This window comes from Oceanibaculum pacificum, assembly GCF_001618175.1.
In the GTDB taxonomy this organism is placed as follows: domain Bacteria; phylum Pseudomonadota; class Alphaproteobacteria; order Oceanibaculales; family Oceanibaculaceae; genus Oceanibaculum; species Oceanibaculum pacificum.
Map to the genome: position 1 here is coordinate 15,107 of NZ_LPXN01000127.1, position 24,352 is coordinate 39,458.

General features: G+C 64.8%; 26 protein-coding genes and 1 riboswitch. Of the genes, 13 read left to right on the forward strand and 13 right to left on the reverse strand.

Annotation, left to right across the window (positions count from 1 at the left end; genetic code table 11):
• Nucleotides 1-99: 99 nt before the first annotated feature.
• Both AUP43_RS13115 and AUP43_RS13120 read right to left on the reverse strand, forming a co-directional pair.
• Complete coding sequence (locus AUP43_RS13115) at nucleotides 100-1,716, reverse strand: BCCT family transporter (protein ID WP_067557863.1); 1,617 nt, start codon at nucleotides 1,714-1,716, stop codon at nucleotides 100-102.
• A gap of 533 nt (nucleotides 1,717-2,249) precedes the next feature.
• Nucleotides 2,250-2,717, reverse strand: coding sequence for a hypothetical protein (locus AUP43_RS13120; protein ID WP_067557866.1), 468 nt, complete (start codon nucleotides 2,715-2,717; stop codon nucleotides 2,250-2,252).
• 141 nt (nucleotides 2,718-2,858) lie between these two features.
• On the opposite strand from AUP43_RS13120, the gene AUP43_RS13125 reads away from it, so the two are divergent.
• Nucleotides 2,859-3,611 carry a helix-turn-helix domain-containing protein gene (locus AUP43_RS13125; protein ID WP_084462795.1) on the forward strand — a complete coding sequence of 251 codons (753 nt, stop codon included), beginning with the start codon at nucleotides 2,859-2,861 and terminating at the stop codon, nucleotides 3,609-3,611.
• A 3-nt stretch (nucleotides 3,612-3,614) separates the two neighbouring features.
• On the opposite strand, the gene ccoP is transcribed toward AUP43_RS13125, so the two are convergent.
• From ccoP to AUP43_RS13155, 6 genes are read right to left on the reverse strand one after another with little or no spacing between them, the layout of a single operon-like run.
• Nucleotides 3,615-4,490 carry a cytochrome-c oxidase, cbb3-type subunit III gene (gene ccoP, locus AUP43_RS13130; RefSeq protein WP_067557868.1) on the reverse strand — a complete coding sequence of 292 codons (876 nt, stop codon included), beginning with the start codon at nucleotides 4,488-4,490 and terminating at the stop codon, nucleotides 3,615-3,617.
• Between the two features lie 3 nt (nucleotides 4,491-4,493).
• On the reverse strand, nucleotides 4,494-4,670 hold the full coding sequence (locus AUP43_RS13135) for a cbb3-type cytochrome oxidase subunit 3 (RefSeq protein ID WP_067557871.1): 177 nt from the start codon (nucleotides 4,668-4,670) through the stop codon (nucleotides 4,494-4,496).
• Between the two features lie 8 nt (nucleotides 4,671-4,678).
• A complete protein-coding gene (ccoO, locus tag AUP43_RS13140; protein ID WP_067557875.1) occupies nucleotides 4,679-5,419 on the reverse strand; it encodes a cytochrome-c oxidase, cbb3-type subunit II in 741 nt (246 codons plus the stop codon).
• A gap of 11 nt (nucleotides 5,420-5,430) precedes the next feature.
• Nucleotides 5,431-6,927 carry a cytochrome-c oxidase, cbb3-type subunit I gene (ccoN, locus tag AUP43_RS13145; RefSeq protein WP_067557878.1) on the reverse strand — a complete coding sequence of 499 codons (1,497 nt, stop codon included), beginning with the start codon at nucleotides 6,925-6,927 and terminating at the stop codon, nucleotides 5,431-5,433.
• A complete protein-coding gene (locus tag AUP43_RS13150; RefSeq protein WP_067557881.1) occupies nucleotides 6,924-7,115 on the reverse strand; it encodes a hypothetical protein in 192 nt (63 codons plus the stop codon). Before AUP43_RS13150 ends, ccoN begins: the two co-directional genes overlap by 4 nt.
• 19 nt (nucleotides 7,116-7,134) lie before the next feature.
• Nucleotides 7,135-7,920 (reverse strand): DUF2189 domain-containing protein, encoded by a 786-nt coding sequence (locus tag AUP43_RS13155; RefSeq protein ID WP_157089350.1) that lies wholly within the window; start codon nucleotides 7,918-7,920, stop codon nucleotides 7,135-7,137.
• A gap of 128 nt (nucleotides 7,921-8,048) precedes the next feature.
• On the opposite strand from AUP43_RS13155, the gene AUP43_RS13160 reads away from it, so the two are divergent.
• From AUP43_RS13160 to AUP43_RS13200, 9 genes are all read left to right on the forward strand, one after another.
• On the forward strand, nucleotides 8,049-8,837 hold the full coding sequence (locus AUP43_RS13160; RefSeq protein WP_067557884.1) for a sulfite exporter TauE/SafE family protein: 789 nt from the start codon (nucleotides 8,049-8,051) through the stop codon (nucleotides 8,835-8,837).
• Entirely contained in the window at nucleotides 8,834-10,282 is a 1,449-nt protein-coding gene (gene ccoG, locus AUP43_RS13165) for a cytochrome c oxidase accessory protein CcoG (protein ID WP_067557887.1), read from the forward strand. The genes AUP43_RS13160 and ccoG overlap by 4 nt, the downstream gene beginning before the upstream one ends.
• Nucleotides 10,279-10,770: a FixH family protein gene (locus tag AUP43_RS13170; RefSeq protein ID WP_067557890.1), complete on the forward strand. Its 492-nt coding sequence runs from the start codon at nucleotides 10,279-10,281 to the stop codon at nucleotides 10,768-10,770. Before ccoG ends, AUP43_RS13170 begins: the two co-directional genes overlap by 4 nt.
• Nucleotides 10,767-13,097 (forward strand): copper-translocating P-type ATPase, encoded by a 2,331-nt coding sequence (locus AUP43_RS13175; RefSeq protein ID WP_067558026.1) that lies wholly within the window; start codon nucleotides 10,767-10,769, stop codon nucleotides 13,095-13,097. The genes AUP43_RS13170 and AUP43_RS13175 overlap by 4 nt, the downstream gene beginning before the upstream one ends.
• Complete coding sequence (ccoS, locus tag AUP43_RS13180) at nucleotides 13,094-13,246, forward strand: cbb3-type cytochrome oxidase assembly protein CcoS (RefSeq protein WP_067557893.1); 153 nt, start codon at nucleotides 13,094-13,096, stop codon at nucleotides 13,244-13,246. Before AUP43_RS13175 ends, ccoS begins: the two co-directional genes overlap by 4 nt.
• A 54-nt stretch (nucleotides 13,247-13,300) precedes the next feature.
• Nucleotides 13,301-13,510, forward strand: a riboswitch (cobalamin riboswitch).
• Between the two features lie 101 nt (nucleotides 13,511-13,611).
• Complete coding sequence (locus AUP43_RS13185; RefSeq protein WP_067557896.1) at nucleotides 13,612-15,570, forward strand: ribonucleoside-diphosphate reductase subunit alpha; 1,959 nt, start codon at nucleotides 13,612-13,614, stop codon at nucleotides 15,568-15,570.
• Complete coding sequence (locus AUP43_RS13190) at nucleotides 15,561-16,655, forward strand: ribonucleotide-diphosphate reductase subunit beta (protein WP_198154907.1); 1,095 nt, start codon at nucleotides 15,561-15,563, stop codon at nucleotides 16,653-16,655. Before AUP43_RS13185 ends, AUP43_RS13190 begins: the two co-directional genes overlap by 10 nt.
• A gap of 106 nt (nucleotides 16,656-16,761) precedes the next feature.
• Nucleotides 16,762-18,249 (forward strand): SLC13 family permease, encoded by a 1,488-nt coding sequence (locus tag AUP43_RS13195; protein ID WP_067557902.1) that lies wholly within the window; start codon nucleotides 16,762-16,764, stop codon nucleotides 18,247-18,249.
• Between the two features lie 23 nt (nucleotides 18,250-18,272).
• The gene (locus AUP43_RS13200; protein ID WP_067557905.1) at nucleotides 18,273-19,013 is read left to right on the forward strand and encodes a sulfite exporter TauE/SafE family protein; all 741 of its coding nucleotides are present in this window, start codon (nucleotides 18,273-18,275) and stop codon (nucleotides 19,011-19,013) included.
• On the opposite strand, the gene AUP43_RS13205 is transcribed toward AUP43_RS13200, so the two are convergent.
• The 3 genes from AUP43_RS13205 to AUP43_RS13215 are packed head-to-tail and all read right to left on the reverse strand — an operon-like array spanning nucleotide 19,002 to nucleotide 21,529.
• The gene (locus AUP43_RS13205; RefSeq protein WP_067557908.1) at nucleotides 19,002-19,694 is read right to left on the reverse strand and encodes an EthD domain-containing protein; all 693 of its coding nucleotides are present in this window, start codon (nucleotides 19,692-19,694) and stop codon (nucleotides 19,002-19,004) included. The two genes, AUP43_RS13200 and AUP43_RS13205, sit on opposite strands and share 12 nt — an antisense overlap.
• A 45-nt stretch (nucleotides 19,695-19,739) precedes the next feature.
• Entirely contained in the window at nucleotides 19,740-20,945 is a 1,206-nt protein-coding gene (locus tag AUP43_RS13210; RefSeq protein ID WP_067557911.1) for a TIGR03862 family flavoprotein, read from the reverse strand.
• A gap of 50 nt (nucleotides 20,946-20,995) precedes the next feature.
• The gene (locus tag AUP43_RS13215) at nucleotides 20,996-21,529 is read right to left on the reverse strand and encodes a PAS domain-containing protein (RefSeq protein WP_067557914.1); all 534 of its coding nucleotides are present in this window, start codon (nucleotides 21,527-21,529) and stop codon (nucleotides 20,996-20,998) included.
• Nucleotides 21,530-21,656: 127 nt separating this feature from the next.
• Here AUP43_RS13215 and AUP43_RS19285 point away from each other — a divergent pair, with 127 nt between their 5' ends.
• From AUP43_RS19285 to AUP43_RS13225, 3 genes are read left to right on the forward strand one after another with little or no spacing between them, the layout of a single operon-like run.
• On the forward strand, nucleotides 21,657-21,821 hold the full coding sequence (locus tag AUP43_RS19285; RefSeq protein WP_198154908.1) for a DUF6726 family protein: 165 nt from the start codon (nucleotides 21,657-21,659) through the stop codon (nucleotides 21,819-21,821).
• 11 nt (nucleotides 21,822-21,832) lie between these two features.
• The gene (locus tag AUP43_RS13220; RefSeq protein ID WP_067557917.1) at nucleotides 21,833-22,210 is read left to right on the forward strand and encodes a VOC family protein; all 378 of its coding nucleotides are present in this window, start codon (nucleotides 21,833-21,835) and stop codon (nucleotides 22,208-22,210) included.
• A gap of 54 nt (nucleotides 22,211-22,264) precedes the next feature.
• Nucleotides 22,265-23,161, forward strand: coding sequence for a DMT family transporter (locus AUP43_RS13225; RefSeq protein ID WP_067557920.1), 897 nt, complete (start codon nucleotides 22,265-22,267; stop codon nucleotides 23,159-23,161).
• 36 nt (nucleotides 23,162-23,197) lie between these two features.
• On the opposite strand, the gene AUP43_RS13230 is transcribed toward AUP43_RS13225, so the two are convergent.
• The gene (locus AUP43_RS13230) at nucleotides 23,198-23,779 is read right to left on the reverse strand and encodes a thiamine pyrophosphate-dependent enzyme (protein WP_157089352.1); all 582 of its coding nucleotides are present in this window, start codon (nucleotides 23,777-23,779) and stop codon (nucleotides 23,198-23,200) included.
• Nucleotides 23,776-24,315, reverse strand: coding sequence for a thiamine pyrophosphate-binding protein (locus AUP43_RS13235; protein WP_067557925.1), 540 nt, complete (start codon nucleotides 24,313-24,315; stop codon nucleotides 23,776-23,778). The genes AUP43_RS13230 and AUP43_RS13235 overlap by 4 nt, the downstream gene beginning before the upstream one ends.
• Nucleotides 24,316-24,352 lie beyond the last annotated feature (37 nt).

The window sequence follows — 24,352 nt, forward strand, 5'->3', positions numbered from 1 at the left end:
TCGACCGCCGCTGATCCGCCGCCGGTTCGACGCCCCAGCCGCTATTAGGCACGAAATGGGGGCGGCCGTCCGCCCCCATTTCGCAAGCGCAATCAGTCGCTAGCCGCGCGGCTCGCTGCGCAGCCCCTTGATCAGGGCGTAGCAGCCGAGCAGCAATACCAGCGTGAAAGGCAGGCCGGTCGACACCGCCGCAGCCTGCAACGCCGCCAGCCCGCCGCCTAGCAGCAGGGCTATGGCCACCAGCCCCTCAAACAGCGCCCAGAACACGCGCTGCGGTTTCGGCGCGTCGACCTTGCCGCCGGCGGTGATGGTGTCGATCACCAGCGAGCCTGAATCCGAGGAGGTGACGAAGAACACGATCACCAGCAGGATGCCGAGCAGCGAGGTGATCATGCTCAGCGGCAGCGCCTCCAGCATGACGAACAGCTTCAGCTCCAGATCGGCGTCGGCGACGGCCTGGTAGCCGTCATTCACGATCTGGCCGATGGCCGTGCCGCCGAAGGCCGTCATCCACAGCACCGAGACGAGCGAGGGGATCAGCAGCACGCAGATCAGGAACTCCCGCACCGTGCGGCCGCGGCTCACCCGGGCGATGAACATGCCGACGAACGGCGACCAGGAGATCCACCAGGCCCAGTAAAAGGCGGTCCAGCCCTGACGGAAATTATCGTCCTCGCGGCCGAACGGGTTCGACAAGGCCGGCAGATATTCGGCGTAAGCGCCGAGATTCTTGAAGAATCCGGTGAGGATGGCGAGCGTCGGGCCGGCAATGATGATGAACAGCATAAGCAGCGCCGCCAGCACCATATTGACCTCCGACAGCCGCTTCACGCCGGCATCCAGACCCGCCAGCACGGAGACCAGGGCAATGCCGGTGATGCCGGCGATCAGCAATACCTTGGAGGTGTCGGTGACCGGTACGCCGAACAGATATTCCAGCCCGGCATTCGCCTGCTCGGCGCCAATGCCAAGCGAGGTGGCAAGGCCGAACAGCGTGGCGAAGACGGCCAGAATATCGATCACATGGCCGGTCCAGCCCCACACCCGCTCGCCGAACACCGGATAGAAGATCGAACGCACGCTGAGCGGCAGGCCCTTATTATAGCTGAACAGCGCCAGCGCCAGGGCCAGCACGGCATAGATCGCCCATGGATGCAGCGCCCAATGGAAGATGGTCGCCGCCATGCCCATGCGCTGCGCCTCGGCCTCGTTTCCGGCCGCCCCCATCAGCGGCGCCCAGCTATCGGCCGATCCGGCATCCGCGCCGATGGCGGCGGAATAGTGCGAGATCGGCTCGGACACGCCGAAGAACATCAAGCCGATGCCCATGCCAGCGGCGAAAAGCATCGCGAACCAGGCGCTGTAGGAATAATCCGGCTTGGCGTCGATACCGCCGAGGCGCACCCGGCCCAAGGGCGACACCATGATGCCGATGCAGACCAGCACAAAAACATTGCCGGCCAGCAGGAAGAGCCAATCGAAATTCGAGGTCAGCGTCGGCCGCAGCCAGCTGAAGAAATCCTCCGCCTGGGTCGGCAACAGCAGCGTCACGACGACAAAGGCGACGATGGTTAGGGCGGAGACAACGAAAACCGGATTATGAATATCAAAGCCGAGCGCACCCAGCTTGGGCTGTATATTGTCCTGGCCGATTTCGTAATCGGTATCGATGGGGGATACGGCGCCGTCAGGCGGCACCTCCGCTTGCTGGCTCATATTGTTCCTTTAGCTCGGGTTTCTTAATTAGCCGCGACACAGTTCACGTGGCGCGGTATGGCGATTGCGCCCCATGTCATTATTCTGTTCGGATCAATTTGGAATACAGAGATATTTGATTGGGGTGGCGCTTGAAGTCATTCCATATCGGATTCAAGCGTATTCGTCAAATTTAGGGAAAATAAGTTTTTATTGAATAAATTCTATTTGGCTATTTGGTGTGAATATATTCACCGTGTGTGTATGAAATATATGTTGTGTAATTATTTATATAGAATTATTTCTTTCAGAAGAAAAATGATATTATACTGAGAAGACTGAATTCAACGGGAGCGAATCCCCGTGGTTGGCGCGATATCCCCGGTTGCGGGGCGGGAAGGGAACAACAGGCGCTCCCCGGTGGTTATTTACCCATAGTTCCGTCGCCAATCACAAAGGATACCCTCTCATGCATTCCATCATCTATCTGGTCGGCCTCGTCGTCGTGGTGATCGCTATTCTCTCGTTCCTCGGTTTCGCCTGAGGGCAGTCCCCTAGCCGAGCGGCGGCAGGCCGCTCGGCTGGACCGACAGGTTCATCATTGCGCCCTCGGCGCGAAAGCCGTTTGCCAGGAGGGAATTCATCAATCCACCCCTGCTTGATGGAACCCAGGCGCGGATCGTCTCGCATCCCGAACGCTGTGCGATGCGTGTCAGGGCGGCTGTCATCGCTTCGACGACAATAGCCGGGTCCATCATATCCATTGCGGCAAAATTCTCCGCCAGAAGCGCCTGGCTCGGCCAGCCATGGGGCACGCGCCAATACAGGCAAAGCCCAGTCAGATAGCCGTTTTCGGATCTGGCAATGAGGATTCCGCCGTCATTCTCAGCTGTGAGAGGGATGAGTTTATTGGCCAGGTCGCGCCATTGATGGCGACTCAGAAAGGGCAATTCCGCCGCGATCAGGGGGAAAGCCTGGTCGATATCCTGGGGCTGCAACAGTCCGACCGAGACGCTACGCACTGCCGACCTCGATATAAGCTCGAATGCTCGACCTTATTCTGGAAAATCAGCCAAAGACATTGCGCTGGATCAATTTGCCACACAGCGCGCGGTTATATTTAGCGCTATTATAAAGGCGTCTTCTCTCAATGGGAGACGGCCATGTCCCAGACAGCCGTTCATCAGTGCACACACGCCGCCTTGCCGCTTGCGCTCGCCGGTGTGTCCGATCCTTGCAGCCATTGCGAATCGCGGTCGATCAGCCTGTGCAGCTCGCTTGACGAGCAGGGGCTGGCGGCGCTGTCGCGGATTACCGCTGCGGTGCCCTATGCCGCCAAGACGGATTTTGTCAGCGAGGGCGAGCCGGCAACCTATCTGTTCAACGTCACCAGCGGCACGGTGAAGCTGTACCGCCTGCTCGCGGACGGGCGGCGGCAGATTGTCGGGTTTCTTTCGGCCGGCGATTTCATCGGCATCGCGGTGAATGACCGTTATCTCTATTCCGCCGAGACGGTGACGCCCGTCACCGTCTGCCGCTTCGCCAAGAGCAAGTTCAAGACTGTGCTGGAGGATTATCCGGCGCTGGAAAAGCGCCTGTTCCTGATGGCGAAGAACGAGCTGGCGGCGGCGCAGGATCAGATTCTGCTGCTGGGCCGCAAGACCGCGCGCGAGCGAATCGCCTCCTTCCTGGTGATGATGGACAAGCGGGGGGCTCAACCGAAGGGCGCTGCGCTGCATGCCGTGCACCTGCCGATGAGCCGCAGCGACATCGCCGATTATCTGGGACTCACCATCGAGACGGTCAGCCGCACCTTCACCCAGTTCCGCAATGACGGGCTGATCCGGCTGGAAGGCATCAGCGGCGTCACGCTGCTCGATCCGGACGGGCTGGCGGAGCTGGCCGAGGGGCTCTGAGCGTCACTCGCCGCCGCCCAGCGCATGGACATAGACGGTCAGCTGCTTGATCGTCGCGTCGTCCAGCCGGCCGGACCAGGCCGGCATCACGCCGAAGCGCGCGTTGGTTATCGATTCCACGATCTTTTCCTTGCTGCCGCCATAGAGCCAGATGCGGTCGTTCAATCGGGGCGCGCCCATTTCCCGCATGCCTTCGCCAGTCGCGCCATGGCAAGCGGCGCACTGGGCCTCGTATATCGGCTGGCCGTGTGCCGCGGCGAGCGGGTCGGTGGCCCGGCTGGATAGCGACAGCACGAACTCGGCCACGTCGGCGATCTCGCCGCGCTTCAGTATGCCGTCGGCGCCGAATTTCGGCATTTCGGAGTAGCGCGAGTCAGGATCGGCGTTGCGGATGCCGTGCAGGATGGTGCGCTCGATTTCCGCCAGGCCGCCGCCCCACAGCCATTCATCGTCGACCAGTGCCGGAAAGCCGGGATTTCCGGCGCCGCCCGCGCCATGGCAGGCGGCGCAATTATCGCCGAATGCCACCCGGCCGCCGGCCAGCGCGAAGGACAGCAGGTCGGGATTGGCGCGGATTTCCTCCAGCGAGGCCTGGGCGATGGCCCCGCGCAGGCCGGCCTGGTCGGCCCGATGCGCCGTCAGGCGGCCGGCGATGTCCGCGCGTTGCGAATAGCCCAGCACGCCCTTGGTGTAGCCGCCACCCATCAGGCTTGGCCAGGCCGGATAGAGCACCCAATAGCCGATCGCCCAGACGATGGTGGCGTAGAACAGATACATCAGCCATTTCGGGGCGGGGTTATCCAGCTCCCGGATGCCGTCCCATTCATGGCCGGTGGTTTCGGTTACGCTTACAGGGTCTTTCTCGATATGGCTCGACATGGCTCAGTCCTTCGACTCTTGCCGGGGCGTTTCGTCGTTCAGCGGGATGCGGCTGGCGTCGCGATAGCGCTTGCCGGCGCCGGGGCGGACCGTCCACAGGATCATCCCAAGGAAGATCAGCATGAGCCACAGGCCCCAATAGTGGCGCAGCGCGCCGGCGAGCTCCTGGAAGATGTCCATGGCTGCCTCTATTGCTTCAGGTCTTCGAGGCCGTGAGCGCTGAAATCGACCAGCGTGCCCAGCATCTGCATATAGGCGATCAGCGCATCCATCTCGGTCAGCCGCTGCGGGTTGCCGTCGAAATTCGCAACCATGGCTTTTGGATAGCGTTTCTGCAGATCGCCGGTGTCGGCATCCGGGTCGGCCTGGGCGCGCAGGTCGGCCTGGGCGTTGGCGATCATCTCGTCGCTATAGGGCACGCCCACCGCGCGCAGGGCCCGCAGGTGATCGGCGATATCCGACTGGCTGACCGCACGTGCCGCCAGGAAGGCGTATGGCGGCATGATCGATTCCGGCACCACGGCGCGTGGGTCGCTCATATGCACGACATGCCATTCGTTGGAATATTTGCCGCCGACGCGCGCCAGATCCGGCCCGGTGCGCTTGGAGCCCCACTGGAACGGATGGTCGTACAGGCTCTCGGCCGCCAGGCTGTAATGGCCGTAGCGCTCCACCTCGTCGCGGAACGGGCGAATCTGCTGGCTGTGGCAGGTATAGCACCCTTCCCGCACATAGATGTTGCGGCCGATCTGCTCCAGCGGGGTGTAGGGGCGCACGCCCTGCACCCGCTCGATGGTGGTCTCGATGGTGAAGAGCGGGACGATCTCGACGATGCCGCCGATGGAGATGGTCAGCAGCACCAGAACGAGCATCAGCAACCCGTTCTTCTCGATACGCGCATGGCTGAAAATAGGCTCTCGGATGGCCATGATTGTCTCCGTCACTCAGCGGGATTGAGGGCGCCGGTGCGGCCCGAAGGAGAGCGGGGGCGGGCGAGGGGGGCTTCCGCCCGCTCGTGCCCCTGAACGGTGCGCACGAGGTTGTAGACCATGATCAGCGCGCCCAGCAGGAACAGCACGCCGCCCAGCCCGCGGATGACGTAGAAGGGATGCATCGCCGCCACGGTCTCGACGAAGCTGTATTGCAGGAAGCCCAGATGGTCGTAGGCCCGCCACATCAGCCCCTGCATGATGCCCGACACCCACATGGAGGTGATGTAGAGCACGATGCCCAGCGTCGCGATCCAGTAATGCCAGCCGACCAGCCGCAGCGAATAGAGTTCCTTCCGGCCCCATAGCTTCGGCACCAGATCGTAGACCGCGCCGAAGCTGATGAAGGCGACCCACCCCAGCGCGCCGGAATGCACATGGCCGATGGTCCAGTCGGTATAGTGCGACAGCGCGTTCACCGCCTTGATCGACATGACCGGCCCTTCGAAGGTCGACATGCCGTAGAAGGCGACCGAGGTGACCAGGAAGCGCAGCACTGGGTCGGTCCGCAGCTTGTCCCACGCGCCCGAGAGGGTCATGATTCCGTTCACCATGCCGCCCCAGGACGGCACCCACAGCATGATCGAGAAGGTCATGCCCAGCGTCTGCGCCCAGTCCGGCAGCGCCGTATAGTGCAGATGGTGCGGCCCGGCCCAGATATAGAGGAAGATCAGCGCCCAGAAATGGATGATCGACAGCCGGTAGGAATAGACCGGCCGGTCGGCGCGCTTGGGAACGAAGTAATACATCATCCCCAGGAAGCCGGCGGTGAGGAAGAAGCCGACCGCGTTATGCCCGTACCACCACTGGATCAGCGCATCCTGCACGCCAGAGGCCGCCGAATAGCTCTTGGCGCCCGCCAGCGACACCGGCATCGCCAAATTATTCACGATATGCAGCACCGCGATGGTGACGATGAAGGCGAGATAGAACCAGTTCGCCACATAGATATGCGGTTCCCGCCGGGTCAGCACGGTTCCCAGGAACACCACCAGATAGGCCACCCATACCAGCGTCAGCCAGAGATCGACATACCATTCCGGCTCGGCATATTCCCGGCCCTGGCTGATGCCAAGCACATAGCCCAGCGCCGCCATGACGATAAAGAACTGGTAGCCCCAGAACACGAACCGGCTAAGCGCCCAGCCGCCGAACAACGGTGCGCGACAGGTGCGCTGCACCACATAGAAGGAGGTGCCGAGTAGCGCGTTGCCGCCGAAGGCGAAGATCGCCGCCGAGGTGTGCAGCGGCCGCAGCCGGCCGAAGCTGGTGTATTCCAACCCCAGATTGAGCGCCGGAAAGGCAAGCTGGAAGGCGATATAGACCCCGGCCGCGAAGGCGACGATGCCCCAGAACATGGCGGCGACGACAAACAGCCGCACCACCGCTTCGTCATAGGTGGCGACAGGGCGGGTGGCCGGGACGGCGTCAATCGTGGCTATGGTCACGACAGACCTCCCTGATCCTCGTCGAAGCCGTATTTCAGCAGCCCGAAGATGAACAGCACGCCAAAGCCGAACAGCGACAGGCCGAACAGATAGACCGCGCCATCGCGCGCGCCGGCGGCCATGAACAGGCCGATCAGCGCCAGCAACCCGGTCGCGCTGCCCAGCAGCCAGACACCGTTGGGAATCATGGGTTGCGTCTCCTTATTGTCAGTCATCTTCGAGAGTCACGAGGTCGCGATAGGCATGCCAGCTGGCGAAGCCGAGCAGCGGGTAGGTCAGCATCAGTCCCAGGAATCCCAAGGCGATGCCGGCGGCGGTGAACAGGGTGATCAGCGCCCCCCAGCCGATCATCACCAGCAGGTTTTCGCGCACGACGGCGAGGCTGGTGAGGATGGCGGTGACGGCGTTGACGTCGCGGTCCAGCAGCATCGGGATCGACACCACGCTGATCGCGAAGGCCAGCGAGGCCAGCGCGCCGCCGACCAGGCAGCCGACGATCAGAAACGGTATGCCGTCGGCCGACAGCAGCGTGCCCGTGACCAGCAGCCCCCAGCTTGGCGGGGTGGCGCCGAAGAACAGGGCGAAGATCAGGAAGGCGATGCGCACCCAGGCCAGCAGAAGCAGCATCAGGATGACGCCCATGCCGAGAATCTGCGGGTTCTGCCGCCAGGCGTCGATGCTGCCCGAAAAGCTGTCGATCCGCCCGCGATCGAGCAGCCGGCTGATCTGGTACAGGCCGGTCGCCAGAATCGGCCCGACCAGCATGAAGCCGGCGGCCAGCGGCAGCAGCAGATAGCCCATCTGCGCCTGATAAAGCCCCAGCGTCAGCCCCAGGCTGAGGAGGGCGACAATGGCCCCGTAGGTAAGCGCCGCCGTCTGCGCCTGGCGAAAGTCGCGCCAGCCCGCCGCCAGCCAGGCCCAGGGCCGGTCCGGCGATACGCGATGGATGACAATGGGTATATCGTCGATCAGCAGGGGTCGTATCTCGCTCATGCCGCTCCTCCTCGTCGAAGCTGGCCGATGATGCGGGGGACCGTTGCGCGGCGCCTTGATATGGATCAATGCCGGGAAGTTCCGGCCGGGACAGGATCGGGCATCTTTTCCGATAGCGGATTAGCGTCATGCCTCCCGCCGACCCGATCCCCGAGCTGCTGGACTTTGTATTGGCCGGCCTGTCGCGCTGCGGCGATGCCCTGGCAGGGGCGACCATGGATAATGCCGGGCTGCTGACCGGGCTGTTCCTGGTCGGGCTCGTCGGCAGCGCCAGCCATTGCGTCGGCATGTGCGGCCCCTTCGTACTGCAGCAGGCCGCCTTGCGCGGCGAGAAAGTGCCGGCTCACGACATGACGGAGCTGCATCGCCTGACCGGCGTGCTGCTGATCCCGTATCATTTGGGCCGCATCGCCACCTATGCGGCGCTGGGCGCGCTGGCCGGCGGATTGTTCGGCAGCGTCATCAGCTTGAGCGGTCAGCGCTGGATTGCCGCCGTGCTGTTCGGCATCGCCGCCTTCCTGCTGGCGATGATGGCGGCGGGCCGGATCGGCCTGGTGCGCCGTCGGCTGCTGGCAGCGGCACCTGTCTGGGCCGGCCCGGTCGCCGAGCGGGCGACGCGGCTGTTCAGCAATCCGGTTGGCTGGCGCGGTTTCGCACTGGGGCTGATGCTGGGCTTCATTCCCTGCGGCCTGCTCTATGCCGCGCTGATGGCTGCCGGGGCGGCGGGCGATCCGCTGCTGGGCGGCCTGGCGATGGCCGCTTTCGCGCTGGGCACCGTGCCGGCGCTGCTGGTCGTCGGCATCGTCGGACGGCTGGCCTGGCGGCGTTGGCAACCGCATCTGGCGCCGGTTCTGCCGCTGCTGTTGCTGGCGAATGCCGGGGTGCTGGGCTATCTCGCCTGGAGCAGCCTATCATGAACGCGGAACGGCCCCTGCTGGACGAGCCGGCGCCGCGCAAGGCGCTGTTCGCCAATCGGGCGAAAGTCTATCCGAAGATCGTGGCCGGCCGCTTTCGCCGCCTGAAATGGGCGGCGATGGCGCTGCTGCTGGGGCTCTATTACCTGGCTCCCTGGCTGCGCTGGGACCGCGGGCCAGGATCGCCGGACCAGGCGATTTTGGCCGATATACCGGGTGCGCGGCTGTATTTCTTCTTCATCGAGATCTGGCCGCAGGAGGTCTATTACCTGACCGGCGTGCTGATCCTGGGCGCGGTCGGCCTGTTCCTGGCGACCGCCCTGTTCGGCCGCATCTGGTGCGGTTTCGCCTGCCCGCAGACGGTGTGGAGCGACCTGTACCTCCAGGTCGAACGCTGGATCGAGGGGGAGCGGGCGGAACGCATCCGCCTCGACCATGCGCCCTGGAGCATCGCTAAGCTGGCCCGCAAGCTCGCCAAGCATGCCGCCTGGCTGCTGATCGCGGCGGCGACCGGCGGCGCCTGGATCTTCTATTTCAACGATGCGCCGACGCTGATGCGCGGCCTCGCGCGCTTTCAGGCCTCGCCGACCGTGCTGTTCTTCATCGCCCTGTTCACCGCGACGACCTATTTGCTGGCCGGCTGGGTGCGCGAGCAGATGTGCATCTATATGTGTCCCTGGCCGCGTTTCCAGGCGGCGATGCTGGACGAGCATTCCACCATCGTCACCTATGAAGCCTGGCGCGGGGAGCCGCGCAGTCCGAAGCGCAAGACGGAAAGCTGGGACCAGCGCGGCGACTGCATCGATTGCCGGCAATGCGTCCAGGTCTGCCCCACCGGCATCGACATCCGCGACGGCCAGCAGCTCGCCTGCATCGGCTGCGGCCTGTGCATCGATGCCTGCAACGACATCATGGCCCGCATCGAGCGGCCGGGGGATCTGATCGCCTTCGACACCGAGGCGAACCAGCCGGCGCGCATGGTTGGCCAGCGGTCCGCTTTGCGTCTCTTCCGGCCGCGCGTGCTGGTTTATGTCGCGCTGCTTGTCGCCGTCGCCGGCATCATGCTGTTCAGCCTGATGAACCGCAGCGACACGGAACTAACGGTGCAACGCGACCGCGCGCCCTTGTTCGTGGCGTTGAGCGATGGCGATGTGCGCAACAGCTATACCGTGAAAATCCTGAACAAGACCCGCGAGGAGCGGGATTACCGCCTGTCGGTCGACGGCCTGCCGCAGGCCCGGATTACCGTGGTCGGCCATGAGGGCGAGGCGGGCGATCTGGTCGCCCTGCCGGTGAAGGCGGACGCGGTCGGCAGTTTCCGCATCCATATCCGCGTCCCGCGCGATGTTCTCGCCGGGAGCAGCACGCCGATAGACCTCGTCGTCACGCCGTTCGAGGCGGCAGAGCGGCATGCCGCATCCACCCTTTTCCTGGGACCGGTTCCATGATCCAGCGCAGCGCCAACCTGTCGATCCGCCCACGCGGCTATTGGTATCCCTGGATTTTCGTCGGCTTCTTCGGCGTGATCGTGCTGGTGAATGTCGTAATGGTCAGCCTGGCGGTGACGAGCTGGAGCGGGTTGGAGACCAGCGATCATTTCCGCAAGGGTGTGGCCTACAACGGCGTTTTACGCGCGGCCGAGCGACAGGCGGCCCTGGGCTGGACAATCGAGGCCAGTCTGAAGCCGGCCGGCGGCCTCAGCGTCGGCGTGACGGACGCAGCCGGCCAGCCGCTTGACGATGCGTCGGTCGAGGCGATGTTGCGCCGGCCCGGCCGCCGGGATCTCGACGTCACCGTGATGCTGACCGGCATGGGCGGCGGGCTGTACCGGGCGGCGGCGCCTGTCTCCGAGCCCGGCAATTGGGACGTCCGGATCGTCATCCGCCACGCCGCCGGCACTATGCTGGAAAATCGCCGGTTATGGGTGGCGCCATGAGAGGCGATGCGCTGGCCGCCTGCCTGCATTGCCGTGAGCCGGTCATCGCTGGCGATTTCTGCTGCACCGGCTGCGAGACCGCCCATGCCACCATCGAGCGGCTGGGACTCGGCCTCTATTATCGCCGCCGCAGCCTCGACCCTGGGCTGAACCGGCCGCGTCCGGACGCCGCGGCGATGGATTTCACCGCCCTGGCCGAACCTTGCGGCGATGGGCTCCTGCGCCTCAATCTGATGATCGAGGGGCTGCATTGCGCGGCCTGCGTCTGGCTGATCGAAGCCATGTTGGCGAAGCAACAGGGCGTGGTCACCGCGCGGCTGAACATGACCACCCGGCGGCTGCGACTGGAATGGAAGGCCCAGGCCAACACGGCGAACGATCTCGTTGGCGCGGTCCTGGCGCTGGGCTATCGGGTGGCGCCCTACGATCCCTCAATGCTGGTCGACGTCGCCAAGCAGGCGGAGCGGGAATTGCTGCGCTGCCTGGCGGTGGCCGGGTTCGCCGCCGGCAACGTCATGCTGCTGTCGGTCGCCATCTGGGCCGGCCATGCGCAGGATATGGGGCCGGCGACGCGCGACCTGCTGCATTGGGTATCCGCGCTGATCGCGCTGCCGGCCATCGCCTATGCCGGGCGGCCCTTTTTCCGGTCCGCCTGGACGGCGCTGAAGGCGCGGCGAACCAATATGGACGTGCCGATCTCCATCGGCGTCGCGCTGGCCGCCGGCATGAGCCTGTTCGAGACCCTGACCGGCGGCCCGCACGCCTATTTCGACAGCGCGATTACGCTGCTGTTCTTCCTGCTGGTCGGCCGCTATCTCGACGCCCGCGCGCGGGGCCGGGTGCGGGGGGCCGCCGAATATCTGCTGGCATTGCAGGCCGGGGCGGTCTCGGTGTTGCAGGAGGATGGCTCGATCCGCCTGCTGCCCGTCCGCCAGGTGCAGCCAGGCATGCGTGCCCTGGTCGCCGCCGGCGAACGCCTGGGCGTGGACGGCGTCGTGCGGGCCGGCAGTTCCGAGATCGATACCGCGCTGATCACTGGCGAGACCCTGCCGCGCCAGGCCGCCCCCGGCGCATCGCTTCATGCCGGCACGCTGAACCTGTCCTCGTCGCTGACGGTGGAGGTGACGGCCATCGGCGAGGGCACGCTGCTGGCCGAGATCGTGCGCCTGACCGAGCTGGCGGAGCAGGGCAGGGCGCGCTATGTGGCGCTGGCCGATCGCGTGTCGCGCCGTTATGCCCCGGTAGTGCATCTGCTGGCGCTGTTCACCTTTCTGGGCTGGATCGGCCTGGGTGGCATCGGCTGGCAGCCGGCGCTGATGAATGCTGTCGCGGTGCTGATCATCACCTGCCCCTGCGCGCTGGCGCTGGCGGTGCCGGCGGTGCAGGTGCTGGCCAGCGGCCGGCTGATGCGCCAGGGCATCCTGCTGAAATCAGCGACCGCGCTGGAGCGGCTGACCCGCATTGACCGCGTGGTGTTCGACAAGACCGGCACGCTGACGGTCGGCCGGCCGGCGCTGATCCCCGGCGACATGCCCGAGGAGGCCTTGCGCCTGGCGGCCGGCATGGCGGCGGCAAGCCGGCATCCGCTGGCTCAGGCGTTGGCGCGCGCCATGCCCGGCGTGCCGGCGCTGTCCGGTGTCGAGGAAGTGCCGGGCCGCGGGCTGGAAAGGGGCGATATCCGCCTCGGCAGCCGGCGCTGGCTTGGTTTCGGCAGCTCAGATTCGCAAATTATCGGGCCGGAGCTGTGGCTCGCCCGGCCGGGCCAGGAGCCGGTTCGGTTCCGATTTCGCGATGAAGTGCGGGTCGACGCGACGGAGATCGTCGCCCGGTTGCAGGCGCGGCGCATCAAGGTCTCGCTACTATCGGGCGACCAGTCGCCGGCGGTCGCCGCCGTGGCCGAGGCGGTCGGCATTGTCGATTGGCGCGCGGAATGCCTGCCGGATGACAAGGTCGTGGCGATCCGGCAATGGATCGATGCGGGCGAACGCGTCCTCATGGTCGGCGATGGCCTGAACGACGCACCGGCGCTGGCAGCCGCCACAATCTCCCTGTCGCCCTCCAGCGCCGCCGATATCAGCCAGAACGCCGCCGATATCGTGTTCCAGGGCGAGCGCCTGGCCCCCATGCTGACGGCGATGGGGGTGGCGGCGCGCGCGGAAGCCCTGGTGCGCGGCAATTTCGCCATTGCGCTGGGCTATAATGTGCTGGCCGTACCCTTGGCGATGGCCGGCCTGGTGACGCCGCTGATCGCCGCCATAGCCATGTCTTCCTCCTCGGTTCTGGTAATCCTGAACGCGCTGCGGCTGAATAGGGGGCAACTGGCATGAGCGTGCTGCTCTACCTGATCCCCATCGCGCTCGCTCTTGGCGCTGCCGGCCTCGTGGCCTTTCTGTGGGCGCTGCGCCAGGGCCAGTTCGAGGATATGGACGGCGCCGCCATCCGCATCCTGTTCGATGAGGATGAGGCCCAGCGATAGCCAGCCATTTGCACAATATGTGTCGGAACGGCTTGACGCTTTTCGCCCTATCCCACAAGATATAGACGTTACGGTATCCGAGGTGTCAGCATCTTGGTCGGGAATCCGGTGCGCCGCGCCAAGACGGTAAAGCCGGGGCTGCCCCCGCAACTGTAAGCGGTTAGCTTTGCGTCCTTTCTTGCCACTGGTGCGCCACGTGCTGGGAAGGCTGGACCAAAGCGCGGAGCCGCGAGCCAGGAGACCGGCCGTAACGCATGCGTAATCCTCGGGCGGGGTGCACCGATGGGGCATAGTCGACGCGCTTTGCGTGCGTCCGGCGCGTGCTCCCATTTTCCCCGTCCAACAGACCAACCGACGGGGTAACGATGTCCTCTCTCGCCTTTGATTTCGATCATGACGGCCATCTGGTCCCGCAGACTCCGGCAGGTCCGGCGCAGTCGGCGAGACCGCGGCCGCAGCCCCCGCGAGAGGAACCCCGCCAGGAAGCTTTTCGGCTGGAGCGCAAGGCCCCGCTGACCGGGCCGTTGGCGATCCGCCCGAAGCCGTCCGATCTGGTGCTGGACCGCAGCCGTGACGATCTGCTGACCGCCTTCGGCAAGGCGACGCTGATGGACCGCTATCTGCTGGCCGGCGAAAGCTTCCAGGACATGTTCGCCCGCGTCTCCTGCGCCTTTGCCGACGATGTGGTGCATGCGCAACGCCTGTATGACGCCATGTCTAAACTCTGGTTCATGCCGGCGACGCCGGTGCTGTCCAATGGCGGCACGACGCGCGGCCTGCCGATTTCCTGCTTTTTGAATTCCGTGCCGGATTCGCTGACCGGCATCGTGCGCACCTGGAACGAGAATGTGGCGCTGGCCTCCAATGGCGGCGGCATCGGCACCTATTGGGGCCAGGTGCGCTCCATCGGCGAATCGGTGAAGGGGGCGGGCGAGACCTCGGGCATCATCCCCTTCATCCATGTCATGGACGGGCTGACGCTGGCGATCAGCCAGGGCTCGCTGCGTCGCGGCTCGGCAGCGGTCTATCTCGACATTCATCATCCGGAGATCGAGGAATTCCTGGAAATCCGCAAGGCATCGGGCGATTTCAACCGCAAGGGCCTGAACCTGCATCACGGCATCAACATCACCGACGAATTCATGCAGGCGGTGCAGGATGGCGCGCTGTTCGATCTGAAAAGCCCGAAGAATGGCGAGACGCTGCGCAAGGTGAATGCCCGCCAGCTCTGGCAGCGCATCCTGGAGACGCGGCTGCAGACCGGCGAGCCCTATCTGCTGTTCATCGATTCGGTGAACCGAGCGCTGCCGCGCCATCAGCAGAAGCTGGGGCTGAAGGTCACCACCTCCAACCTGTGCAGCGAAATCACGCTGGCCACCGGGGCCGACCATCAGGGCGAGGAACGCACCGCGGTGTGCTGCCTGTCCTCTCTGAATGTCGAGACCTGGGACGAGTGGAACGAAGCGCCGGGCTTCATCGAGGATGTGTTGCGCTTTCTGGATAATGTGCTGAGCCACTTCATCGACGTGGCGCCAGATGGCATGGAGCGGGCGAAATACTCTGCCATGCGGGAGCGCTCGGTCGGGCTCGGCGTCATGGGCTTCCATTCCTTCCTGCAGGCCAACGGCATCCCGTTCGAGAGCGCGCTGGCGAAATCCTGGAACTTCCGCATCTTCCGCAAGATCCGGCGCGAGGCCGATGCCGCCTCGGTGGCGCTGGCGGAGGAGCGCGGGCCGTGCCCGGACGCGCAGGAGGCCGGCATGAAGGCGCGATTCAGCCATAAGATCGCCATCGCGCCGACCGCCTCGATCAGCATCATCTGCGGCGGCACCAGCGCCGGCATCGAGCCGGTCCCGGCCAATATATACACCCACAAGACGCTGTCCGGCGCGTTCTCGGTACGCAATCGCCATCTTGAGAAATTACTGGAGGAAAAGGGGCGAAACACCCCTGAAATCTGGCAATCCATTGTGGAAAAGGAAGGCTCGGTCCAGCATCTCGATTGTTTGAGCGAGGATGAGAAGGCGACCTATCGCACCGCCTTCGAGATCGATCAGCGCTGGATCATCGACCTGGCGGCCGACCGCACGCCCTTCATCTGCCAGAGCCAGTCGCTGAACCTGTTCCTGCCGGCCGATATCGCCAAGTGGGACCTACACATGCTGCACTGGTCGGCCTGGAAGCGCGGCATGAAGAGCCTGTATTACTGCCGCTCCAAATCGATCAGCCGCGCCGCCTTCGCCGGCAAGCTGGAGGAGGGCGCGGCGTCCGCCTTCGACAACACCGACCCGACCGATTACGAGGAGTGTCTGGCATGTCAGTGAATTTGGGCAATCTCGACCCACGCACGCTGATCGGCACCGGCAAGGTCGGGCTGTTGACCGCAACCGGCACCTATGACGTCAACCGCTATGGCTGGGCCTACGATTATTGGAAGCGCCAGCAGCAGACCCACTGGATGGGCGAGGAAGTGCCGCTGGGCGGCGACATCAAGGATTGGGCGTCAGATCGCGTGACCGACGCGGAGCGGGCCCTGCTGACGCAGATTTTCCGCTTTTTCACCCAATCGGATGTCGAGGTCGGCGATAATTACCTGAAGCGCTATATCCCGATCTTCCAGCCGCTTGAGCTGCAGATGATGATGGCCGCCTTCTCCAACATGGAGACGGTTCATATCGACGCCTATGCGCTGCTGCTGAAAACCCTGGGCATGCCGCAATCCGAGTTCGAGGCGTTCCGCGACTATGGCGAGATGCGCGCCAAGGCGGATTACATGCACACGTTCGGCGTCGGCACCGTGTCCGACGTGGCACGCACACTGGCCATGTTCGGCGCATTCACTGAGGGGATGAGCCTGTTCGCCAGCTTCGCCATGCTGCTGAACTTCCCCCGCCATAACAAGATGAACGGCATGGGGCAGATCGTCTCCTGGTCGGTGCGCGACGAGAGCCTGCATTGCGAGGGCATCATCCGGCTGTACCATGAATGGCACCGGGAAACCGGCGCGGTCACCGCCGCCGTGCGCGACGACATCATCGACGTCGCCAAGACCATGGTCAGGCTGGAGGAGCGTTTCATCGACCTGGCCTTCGGCCTCGGCCAGATCGAGGGCATGACCGGCGATGCGATCAAGGCCTATGTGCGCTATATCGCGGATTGGCGGCTGACCCAGCTTAAGCTGCCGACGGTGTTCGGCTATTTCGAGCAGACCGACACCGGCTACAAGCAACTGCGCCCGCATCCGCTGCCCTGGCTGGTGGAAATACTGAACGGCGTCGAGCACGCCAATTTCTTCGAGCAGCGCGCCACCGAATATTCCAAGGGCGCCAGCCGCGGCAGCTGGGACGGCGAGGAGGGCGTGTGGGCCATGTTCGAAAAGCGCGAGAAGGCGGCGCTGGGCACGCATTGAACAAATAGTTATGCGCGCGTAAGAACTTTTCAGCACCCTATACGTTCACCTAGGGAAACAGGCCTGGATTGTGGAATCGGGCCGCCTGAAAAGTTCGAGAGGGAATATGTCCGCATCAGACGAGGCGACGCAGCCCGCCGGTTTCGTCAGGAACTGGCTGGGTTTCTTCGCCGGCCTTGCCGCCTTTGCCCTTATCCTCGCGCTGCCGACGCCGGACGGGATGGCCCCGGCGGCGCAGAACGTCGCCGCGCTGACCATTCTGATGGCGATCTGGTGGATCACCGAGGCGCTGCCGATTCCGGCCACCGCGCTGCTGCCGCTGATCCTGCTGCCGCTGCTCGGCGTGTCCAACACCAAGGAAGCGGCGGCGCCCTATGCCGACCCGATCATCTTCCTGTTCCTGGGCGGTTTCATCATCGGGGCAGCGACTCAGCGCTGGGATCTGCATAAACGCATCGGCCTGACCGCGATCAGCACCATTGGCACGCGGCCCAGCCGGTTGATCGGCGGGTTCATGCTGGGCACCGCGATTCTCAGCATGTGGGTGTCCAACACCGCCACGGCCGTCATGATGCTGCCGGTGGCGCTGTCGGTCACCGCGCTGCTGAACGAGCGCGCCGGCCCACGCGACAGCATCTCGGCCGAGGAACGGAATTTCGGCACCGGGCTGATGCTGGCGGTCGCCTATGGCGCCAGCATCGGCGGTCTCGCCACGCTGGTCGGCACGCCGCCCAATGCCCTGCTGGCCGGCTATATGGCGCGCGAGCACGGCGTGGAGATCGGCTTTGCGCAATGGATGGCGGTCGGCGTGCCGGTCACCATCGTCATGCTGCTGGCCGCCTGGATGATCCTGACCCGGCTCTATCCGATCTCCAACGATATCGGCGACGGCGCGCGCAGCGTGGTCGAGGGCGAGAAGCGGAAGCTGGGCCGCATGAGCACGGCGGAAAAGCGCGTCGCGGCGGTCTTCGTGCTGACCGCGCTGGCCTGGGTCACCCGGCCACTGTTCAGCGACTATATTCCCGGCATCGACGATACGGTGATCGCCATCGCCGGCGCCCTGCTGCTGTTCATGCTGCCGTCCGGCATGACGGAGCGGGAGAGCGACAATCGCCGCCTGCTCGATTGGGACGATCTGAAGCGCCTGCCCTGGGGCGTGCTGATGCTGTTCGGCGGCGGCTTGAGCCTGGCTGGCGCGATCAGCGGCAGCGGCCTGGCGGAATGGCTAGGCACGCTGTTAGAGAATTTCGGCACGCTGCCGGTGGTGCTGATCGTCATGGTGGCCGCCGTGGCGATGATCTTCCTCACCGAGATAACCAGCAACACGGCCAGCGCCGCCACTTTCCTGCCGCTGGGCGGGGCCGTCGCCGTCGGCATGGGGCTAGACCCGATGCTTCTGGCCGTGCCGTTGGCGCTCGCGGCGTCCTGCGCTTTCATGCTGCCGGTGGCGACGCCGCCCAACGCCATCGTCTATGCCAGCGGCCATGTCAGCATCAAACAGATGGCGATGGCCGGGCTGGGCTTGAACATCATCGGCAGCATCGTCATCGTGATTGCAACATTCGCCACGGCTGGATGGTTGTTCGGCAGCTGAGTTAACCGCGCGCGGGAGGCCGTATGGAGCTGGACTTTGCCCTGTTCGTCTTCATCGGCTTTTTCGCCCAGTTGGTGGATGGCGCCCTGGGCATGGCCTTCGGCGTCATTTCCACCTCCAGCCTGATCGCGCTGGGCACGCCGCCGGCCATCGCCAGCGCGGCCGTGCATACTGCGGAGATCGCCACCACCGGCATTTCCGGAGCCTCGCATATCTGGCACCGCAATGTGAATTGGGCGCTGTTTCGGCGGCTGGTCATACCCGGCGTGATCGGCGGCGTGGTCGGCGCCTATGTGCTGACGGAATTGCCGCAGGAGATCGTCAAGCCGCTGGTCACGCTATATCTGGCGGCGATGGCGGTGATGATTTTCCTGCGCATCGCGGCGAAGCTGCGTCGTCGCTGGGAAATTCCCATACCCATCCTCGGCAGCGCCGGTGCGTTCCTCGACGCGATCGGCGGCGGCGGGTGGGGGCCTATCGTGACGTCCACCTTGCTGGCCAAGGGAGACGAACCGCGCTGGACCATCGGCTCCGTCAACACCGCGGAGTTTGTCATCACCATCGCCATCTCGCTGACCTTTCTCAGCCAACTCGATCTGTCGCAGCATCTGACGGTAATCGGCGGTCTGGTGCTGGGCGGCGCGCTGGCCGCGCCACTGGCCGGCTATCTGGTCAAGAAGCTGCCGCAGCGCCTGCTGCTCATGCTGGTTGGCGCGGTAATCGCCACGCTGACATTGGTGAATCTGGTCAGCCTATTCCGCTGACGGCGCGATCTCATATTCCCGGGTGATGATGATCGGCAGGTGGCCGTCCGGCAGGAAGTGCGGTTCGTCGGCCCGGGTGAGGCGATATTCCTCGGTCCGGGTGCCGGCCTTCATGTCGGCGGTGGAGGCGAACCAGGTGATCGCGAGCCCGTCATAGGGCGGCGGGGAAGGGCGGTCATATTCCGTCAACGCCAGATGATTCTGCTCGTAGCGATGCAATACGGGAATGCGCGCTGCGATCGGACCATGCACCTCGCGCCAGTAGCGGCGGAATTCGGCGCGATCCATGCCAGGGCGCTGATTGACGAACTCGATATTCTTCACCGCGCCCGGCGGCGCCGGATTGTCCTTGATGACATGCAGCTCGATCGGCATTTCGATACAGCGCCCGGTATCGACGAAGCCATGCAGGTCGGCGACCATCTCATCCCAGGCCGGCGAGGATTTGGCGGCGTCGAGGTCGGCTTTGTTCGCGAACCAGAATTCCGAGATGCCGTCGAATAGTAACTCGCCCTTGCGATAGCCCTGGACCAGCGCGTGCGACTGTACATAGCGCCGCAAACCCGGCAGCCGCGCGGCGATGGGACCATGACCCTGCCGCCACCGCTTCTGAAAGGCCTCGACCTGGCCTTCCTCAAGGCCGGGATGCTTGCGCTTGATGAGGTGAATTATCTTGAGCATCAGTTTCCTCCGGTTTGCCGCATCTTACCGGAAGTGAACGATGATTCATTGTTCTCTTTGTGACGCCAGCCACTTTACCGCCTCCAGCCCGGCGGCCCGGCCCAGCGCGAAACACGCGGTCAGCAGATAACCGCCGGTCGGCGCGTCCCAATCCAGCATTTCGCCGGCGCAGAAAGTGCCCGGCAGGGCGCGCAGCATCAGCCCATCCAACGCCGGACGGGCAATGCCCCCGGCGGTGCTGATCGCCTCGGCCAGCGGGCGGGGCCGCAGGATCGGCACCGGCAGAGCCTTGATGCCGTCCGCCAGCCGCGCTGCGTCCGCCTTGTCGGCGGGCGGCAGGAACTCATGCACCAGCCCGGCCTTCACCCCGTCGATGCCGGCAGCCTTGCGCAGATGATTGCTGAAGGACTGGCTGCCGCGCGGCCGGCCCAGCGCCTGGCGCAGGGTCTCCAGCGGCGTATCGGGCGCCAGGTCCAGTCGCAGCACCGGGTCTCGCAGCAGCGCGGCCGATTGCGCATAGACCCCGCTGCCCTCGATACCGTAATCGGCGATGACGAATTCACCGCGCACGCGCTGCCCGTCGACGCTCAACGCGACCGGCTTTACCGGCTGGCCGGCGAATCGCTGCCGGAAATGCGGGCTCCAGGCAACTTCGAAGCCGCAATTGGAAGGGCGCAAGGGCGTGCAATCGACGCCCCGGCTTTGCAGCGGTCCGATCCAGGCCGCGTCGGAGCCGAGCTGCGGCCAACTGCCGCCGCCCAGCGCCAGCACCGTGGCCTTGGGGCGAATGCTGACCGGGCCGGCCGGCGTCTCGAAGCGCAGCGCCCCGGCATCGTCCCAGCCGTCCCAGCGATGCCGCATATGGAAAACCGCGCCCTGCGCCCGCAACCGCCTGATCCAGGCGCGCAATAACGGCGCGGCCTTCATTTCGGTTGGAAACACTCGCCCGGAACTGCCGACGAAGGTTTCCACGCCCAGCCCCGCCGCCCAGTCGCGCAGCGCCTGCGGCGGAAACTCATCCAGGAACGGGCGCAGCCAATCGACAGCATCGTAGCGCCCGAGGAAGGTGACATGGGGTTCAGAATGGGTCAGATTCAGGCCGCTCTTGCCGGCCATGAGGAATTTGCGCCCGGCCGAAGGCATGCGTTCGTAGATCTGCACCGGCAGGCCGGCCGACAGCAGCGTTTCAGCCGCCATCAGCCCGGCCGGTCCGCCGCCGACAATCGCGATCATGGAAGTGTCATCCGTCATCCGCGCCTCATAGCGGTCGCCGGCCGACAGGGCAAGAGGCGCGCCAGAGGTTATGGCCGGGGGGCGCGGTATATCGGGCGATGGAAGGGATGCTCGTGGCCGGCAGGGCAGACATCCTGAAAGCCCATCAGCCCCAGGATGGTAGTCACCGTTCCCTGCTCGGTGCGGAACGGCAGAAGCAACCGCTCATAGGGGATGAATTCCTTATCCTTCACCGGCATCTGGCGCACCGAATAGTCGGGCAGGGCCTTTCGCGCGACCCAGGTATAAGCGGCGATTTGCTCGTCCAGGACGACGCCGTCATAAAGTTCCTCGAACCACAGGCCGGTCGCATCCCGACCATAGCGCGCGACATTGCCGGTGCCGACCAGCCGGAACCGGAAGCGCGGCCCATCCCCGCCCCAGACGACGTCATACAGGATGATCCATGGCAACATGGCCGCGCCGATGGCGATAGGGTCGATGTCGGCGCGCAGCGGGATACGACCGTCCCGGCAGCGCCGCCGCCAATAATCATAGATGCCCAGATGCAGAGGATGGCGCAATTTGCCGCCAAAATCCTCAAACCAGTCGTCGGAGGTCATTCTTGGTCCGTCAATGCATCGTTAAGGCTGGGTCAGCCTATGCCGAGGGAACTTAAGGATTGGTAAAATGGCGCGATTCCCCAAGAATAGAGCCAGCTATCGGTCGCTTTGCCGCAAGGAACCCCGCATGCGCACCACCCTCACCATTCTTCTTCTGGCGTTTTCGCTCAGCGGCTGCGGCGTGGCCGCCGCGCCTTGCCGGGGCGTGTCGCTGGTGCTGAAGATGATTCCCTGGGTGGGGCATGCCGCGGCCGTCCCGACCGATGCCTGCGCCGAAGCCATCGATCCGTGAGGAGTAAAGACATGCATCACAGCCGTCTTGACGGTTTCATCATCGACAGCCTGGGCGACGATCTGGACGCCGCCGCCGGCTTCTGGAGCGCTGCGCTCGGCCTGCCGATGAAGCGCGATAGCGGGACCGAGAATCAGGGATACATCAAGCTCGATGCCGGCGACGATCTGAACATCGAAGTGCAAAATGTCAATCATCCCAGCCGCGTGCATCTCGACATCGCCACGGACGACATCCCGGCCGAGGTTGCGCGGCTGGAGAAGCTGGGCGCGAAACGCATCGCCGATATCAAGGGCTGGGTGGTGATGGCGGCGCCGACCGGTCATCGTTTTTGCGTCGTGCAGGCCAGGGGCAGCGATTTCGAGAAAAAATCGACCCGTTGGGAATAGCGGGCTTGCGCCGCGGCCGCTGGCGCGATGACGCCCGGCGGGCTACAAGCATCCATGTCCATTCTTCCCACCGACCGCAGCGCCGAAGCGAATCTGAAGACCGGCATCGCCATCGTGCTGATGGGGGTGATGATGTTCGCCTGCGTCGACACGCTGAACAAGATTCTCGGCCAGACGCTGACCATCGTGCAGATCCTGTGGGTCCGCTTCCTGATCTTCGTGCCGATCGCGCTGGCGCTGGCCTACAGGCGACAGGGCGGGGTGGTGTGGCGCAGCCAGAAGCCGCTGCTGCAGGGTGTGCGCGCCGCGCTGCTGGTGATCGAGATGGGGTTTTTCGTCGCCGCCCTGCAATATCTGCCGCTGGCTGATGTGCAGGCCATTGCCGCCAGCGCGCCGTTGATGGTGGTCGCGCTGTCGGTGCCGTTCCTGGGCGAGAAGGTAGGCTGGCGGCGCTGGAGCGCCGTGGGGGTCGGATTTGTCGGCGTGCTGATCATCGTGCGGCCGGGCTTCGAGACGATGGGCATGGGCACCATCCTCACGCTGATCGGCACCGCCATGTGGGCGGTCTATCAGATCATGCTGCGCATCGTCGGACGCTACGATCCGGCGCCCACCACGGCGCTGTGGACGGCGGTGATCGGCCTGGTCATGACCAGCGCGGTCGTGCCGTTCCACTGGAACCCGCCCAGCGCGTTGGGCTGGGTGCTGCTGCTGGCCATCGGCATTCTGGGGGCGGCGGGCCACACAGTGTTCATGAAGGCCTTCACCCTGGCCCCGGCCTCGGCCTTGCAGCCCTACACCTACACACAGCTCGTGGCGGTCACGATCCTGGGCTTCCTGGTATTCGGCGACCTGCCGGACAGCATGACGGTAGCCGGCGCCAGCCTGATCGTCGCCGCCGGCCTCTATTCGATCTATCGCGCCCGGGTGCGGGCCGGCCTTTCCGGCTAGCCGGTGAGACTGGTCCCCACCCGGGGCGATTCGCGATTACAGCCCCAACGCCTTGCGGAAGCGCAGTTTCAGTTCAACGCCATCGCGGGTCGGCAGGGCGCGCGGCGTCTCCTCGGCGGCGATGGAGACCCGGGCGACCAGCGTTCCCTTGCCGGTGCGCACCCGATCCTTCAATTTAGCAACGCCTTCCATCGTATTGATTTCCTGCGTATCGCCGATGCCGCAGGCCTTCGCAACGCCGACCAGATCGACGCCGCCCCCAGTATGGCTCTGCTGCATGCCGGTCTCGCCATAATGGCCATTATCGAAGATCACCACAGACAGATTATCCGGCTTCTGGAGGGCGATGGTGGCCAGCGCGCCCATGCCCATCAGCATCTCGCCATCGCCGGTGATGACCAGCACCTTCTTATCCGGCTGGGCCAGCGCGATGCCGAGCCCCATCACGGCCGCACCGCCCATGGCGCCCCAGAGGTAGAAATTCAGGTCATGGTCGCCGGCGGCGAAGCAGTCATAGGTGGTGGACCCCAGGCCTGTGACGACCAGCAGAGTGTCGTCGCGGCCCTCCAGCAGGGCCTTGGCGACGGCGCGACGGTCGAGGAGGTTAGCGCGGCTCATTTCTTCACCCATTGCTTGCGGCCGATCAGACGCTGCGAGAGCAGCACGGCAACCACGCTGTCGCCGTTATAGGCGAGGTCGGCGGCGGCTTCGACGGTGTCCGCCACCTCCTCGGGCTGGTCCACCCGATAGACCAGCGCGCCCATCATCTCCAGCGCCTGCGGCGTGGCGTGGCCCATCGGGATCTGCCAGGGATTGAACTCCGCCCACTCGCCGCGCATCGTGATCAAGGTCAGCAGCGGGAAGCGGCAGCTTTTCATCAGCGACAGCATGTTCACGCAATTGCCCACCCCGCTGCTCTGCATCAGCAGGGCCGGGCGTTGGCCGCCCAGCCACGCGCCGGCGGCCAGGGCGATGCCTTCCTCCTCAGTGGTCAGCGAGACGGTGTGCATACTGCCCTCGTCCTGGCATGCCTTGATCAATCGGCTATGCCCGGCATCCGGCACATAGCCGACCTGGCGGACCTCGGCGCGTTTCAGAACGTCGAATATCTGTTCCGGCCAGGGCGAGACCGGATTGCTGTCGGATGCTGTCATGGGCTGGATATCTCTGACGTGATTGCAAGGATCGCCC

Excerpts from the sequence above, each read along its gene's own strand:
- AUP43_RS13125 (WP_084462795.1), top strand. The coding sequence starts at position 2,859 with ATGTCCCAGACAGCCGTTCATCAGTGCACACACGCCGCCTTGCCGCTT.
- AUP43_RS13135 (WP_067557871.1), bottom strand. The coding sequence starts at position 4,670 with ATGGACATCTTCCAGGAGCTCGCCGGCGCGCTGCGCCACTATTGGGGC.
- AUP43_RS13210 (WP_067557911.1), bottom strand. The coding sequence starts at position 20,945 with ATGACGGATGACACTTCCATGATCGCGATTGTCGGCGGCGGACCGGCC.
- AUP43_RS13185 (WP_067557896.1), top strand. The coding sequence starts at position 13,612 with ATGTCCTCTCTCGCCTTTGATTTCGATCATGACGGCCATCTGGTCCCG.
- AUP43_RS13170 (WP_067557890.1), top strand. The coding sequence starts at position 10,279 with ATGATCCAGCGCAGCGCCAACCTGTCGATCCGCCCACGCGGCTATTGG.
- AUP43_RS13230 (WP_157089352.1), bottom strand. The coding sequence starts at position 23,779 with ATGAGCCGCGCTAACCTCCTCGACCGTCGCGCCGTCGCCAAGGCCCTG.
- ccoG (WP_067557887.1), top strand. The coding sequence starts at position 8,834 with ATGAACGCGGAACGGCCCCTGCTGGACGAGCCGGCGCCGCGCAAGGCG.
- AUP43_RS13150 (WP_067557881.1), bottom strand. The coding sequence starts at position 7,115 with ATGATTCCCAACGGTGTCTGGCTGCTGGGCAGCGCGACCGGGTTGCTG.
- AUP43_RS13155 (WP_157089350.1), bottom strand. The coding sequence starts at position 7,920 with ATGAGCGAGATACGACCCCTGCTGATCGACGATATACCCATTGTCATC.
- ccoO (WP_067557875.1), bottom strand. The coding sequence starts at position 5,419 with ATGGCCATCCGAGAGCCTATTTTCAGCCATGCGCGTATCGAGAAGAAC.
- AUP43_RS13115 (WP_067557863.1), bottom strand. The coding sequence starts at position 1,716 with ATGAGCCAGCAAGCGGAGGTGCCGCCTGACGGCGCCGTATCCCCCATC.
- ccoP (WP_067557868.1), bottom strand. The coding sequence starts at position 4,490 with ATGTCGAGCCATATCGAGAAAGACCCTGTAAGCGTAACCGAAACCACC.
- AUP43_RS13200 (WP_067557905.1), top strand. The coding sequence starts at position 18,273 with ATGGAGCTGGACTTTGCCCTGTTCGTCTTCATCGGCTTTTTCGCCCAG.
- AUP43_RS13235 (WP_067557925.1), bottom strand. The coding sequence starts at position 24,315 with ATGACAGCATCCGACAGCAATCCGGTCTCGCCCTGGCCGGAACAGATA.
- AUP43_RS13160 (WP_067557884.1), top strand. The coding sequence starts at position 8,049 with ATGCCTCCCGCCGACCCGATCCCCGAGCTGCTGGACTTTGTATTGGCC.
- AUP43_RS13190 (WP_198154907.1), top strand. The coding sequence starts at position 15,561 with ATGTCAGTGAATTTGGGCAATCTCGACCCACGCACGCTGATCGGCACC.
- ccoS (WP_067557893.1), top strand. The coding sequence starts at position 13,094 with ATGAGCGTGCTGCTCTACCTGATCCCCATCGCGCTCGCTCTTGGCGCT.
- AUP43_RS13225 (WP_067557920.1), top strand. The coding sequence starts at position 22,265 with ATGTCCATTCTTCCCACCGACCGCAGCGCCGAAGCGAATCTGAAGACC.
- AUP43_RS13220 (WP_067557917.1), top strand. The coding sequence starts at position 21,833 with ATGCATCACAGCCGTCTTGACGGTTTCATCATCGACAGCCTGGGCGAC.
- AUP43_RS13205 (WP_067557908.1), bottom strand. The coding sequence starts at position 19,694 with ATGCTCAAGATAATTCACCTCATCAAGCGCAAGCATCCCGGCCTTGAG.
- AUP43_RS13175 (WP_067558026.1), top strand. The coding sequence starts at position 10,767 with ATGAGAGGCGATGCGCTGGCCGCCTGCCTGCATTGCCGTGAGCCGGTC.
- AUP43_RS19285 (WP_198154908.1), top strand. The coding sequence starts at position 21,657 with ATGCGCACCACCCTCACCATTCTTCTTCTGGCGTTTTCGCTCAGCGGC.
- AUP43_RS13215 (WP_067557914.1), bottom strand. The coding sequence starts at position 21,529 with ATGACCTCCGACGACTGGTTTGAGGATTTTGGCGGCAAATTGCGCCAT.
- AUP43_RS13195 (WP_067557902.1), top strand. The coding sequence starts at position 16,762 with ATGTCCGCATCAGACGAGGCGACGCAGCCCGCCGGTTTCGTCAGGAAC.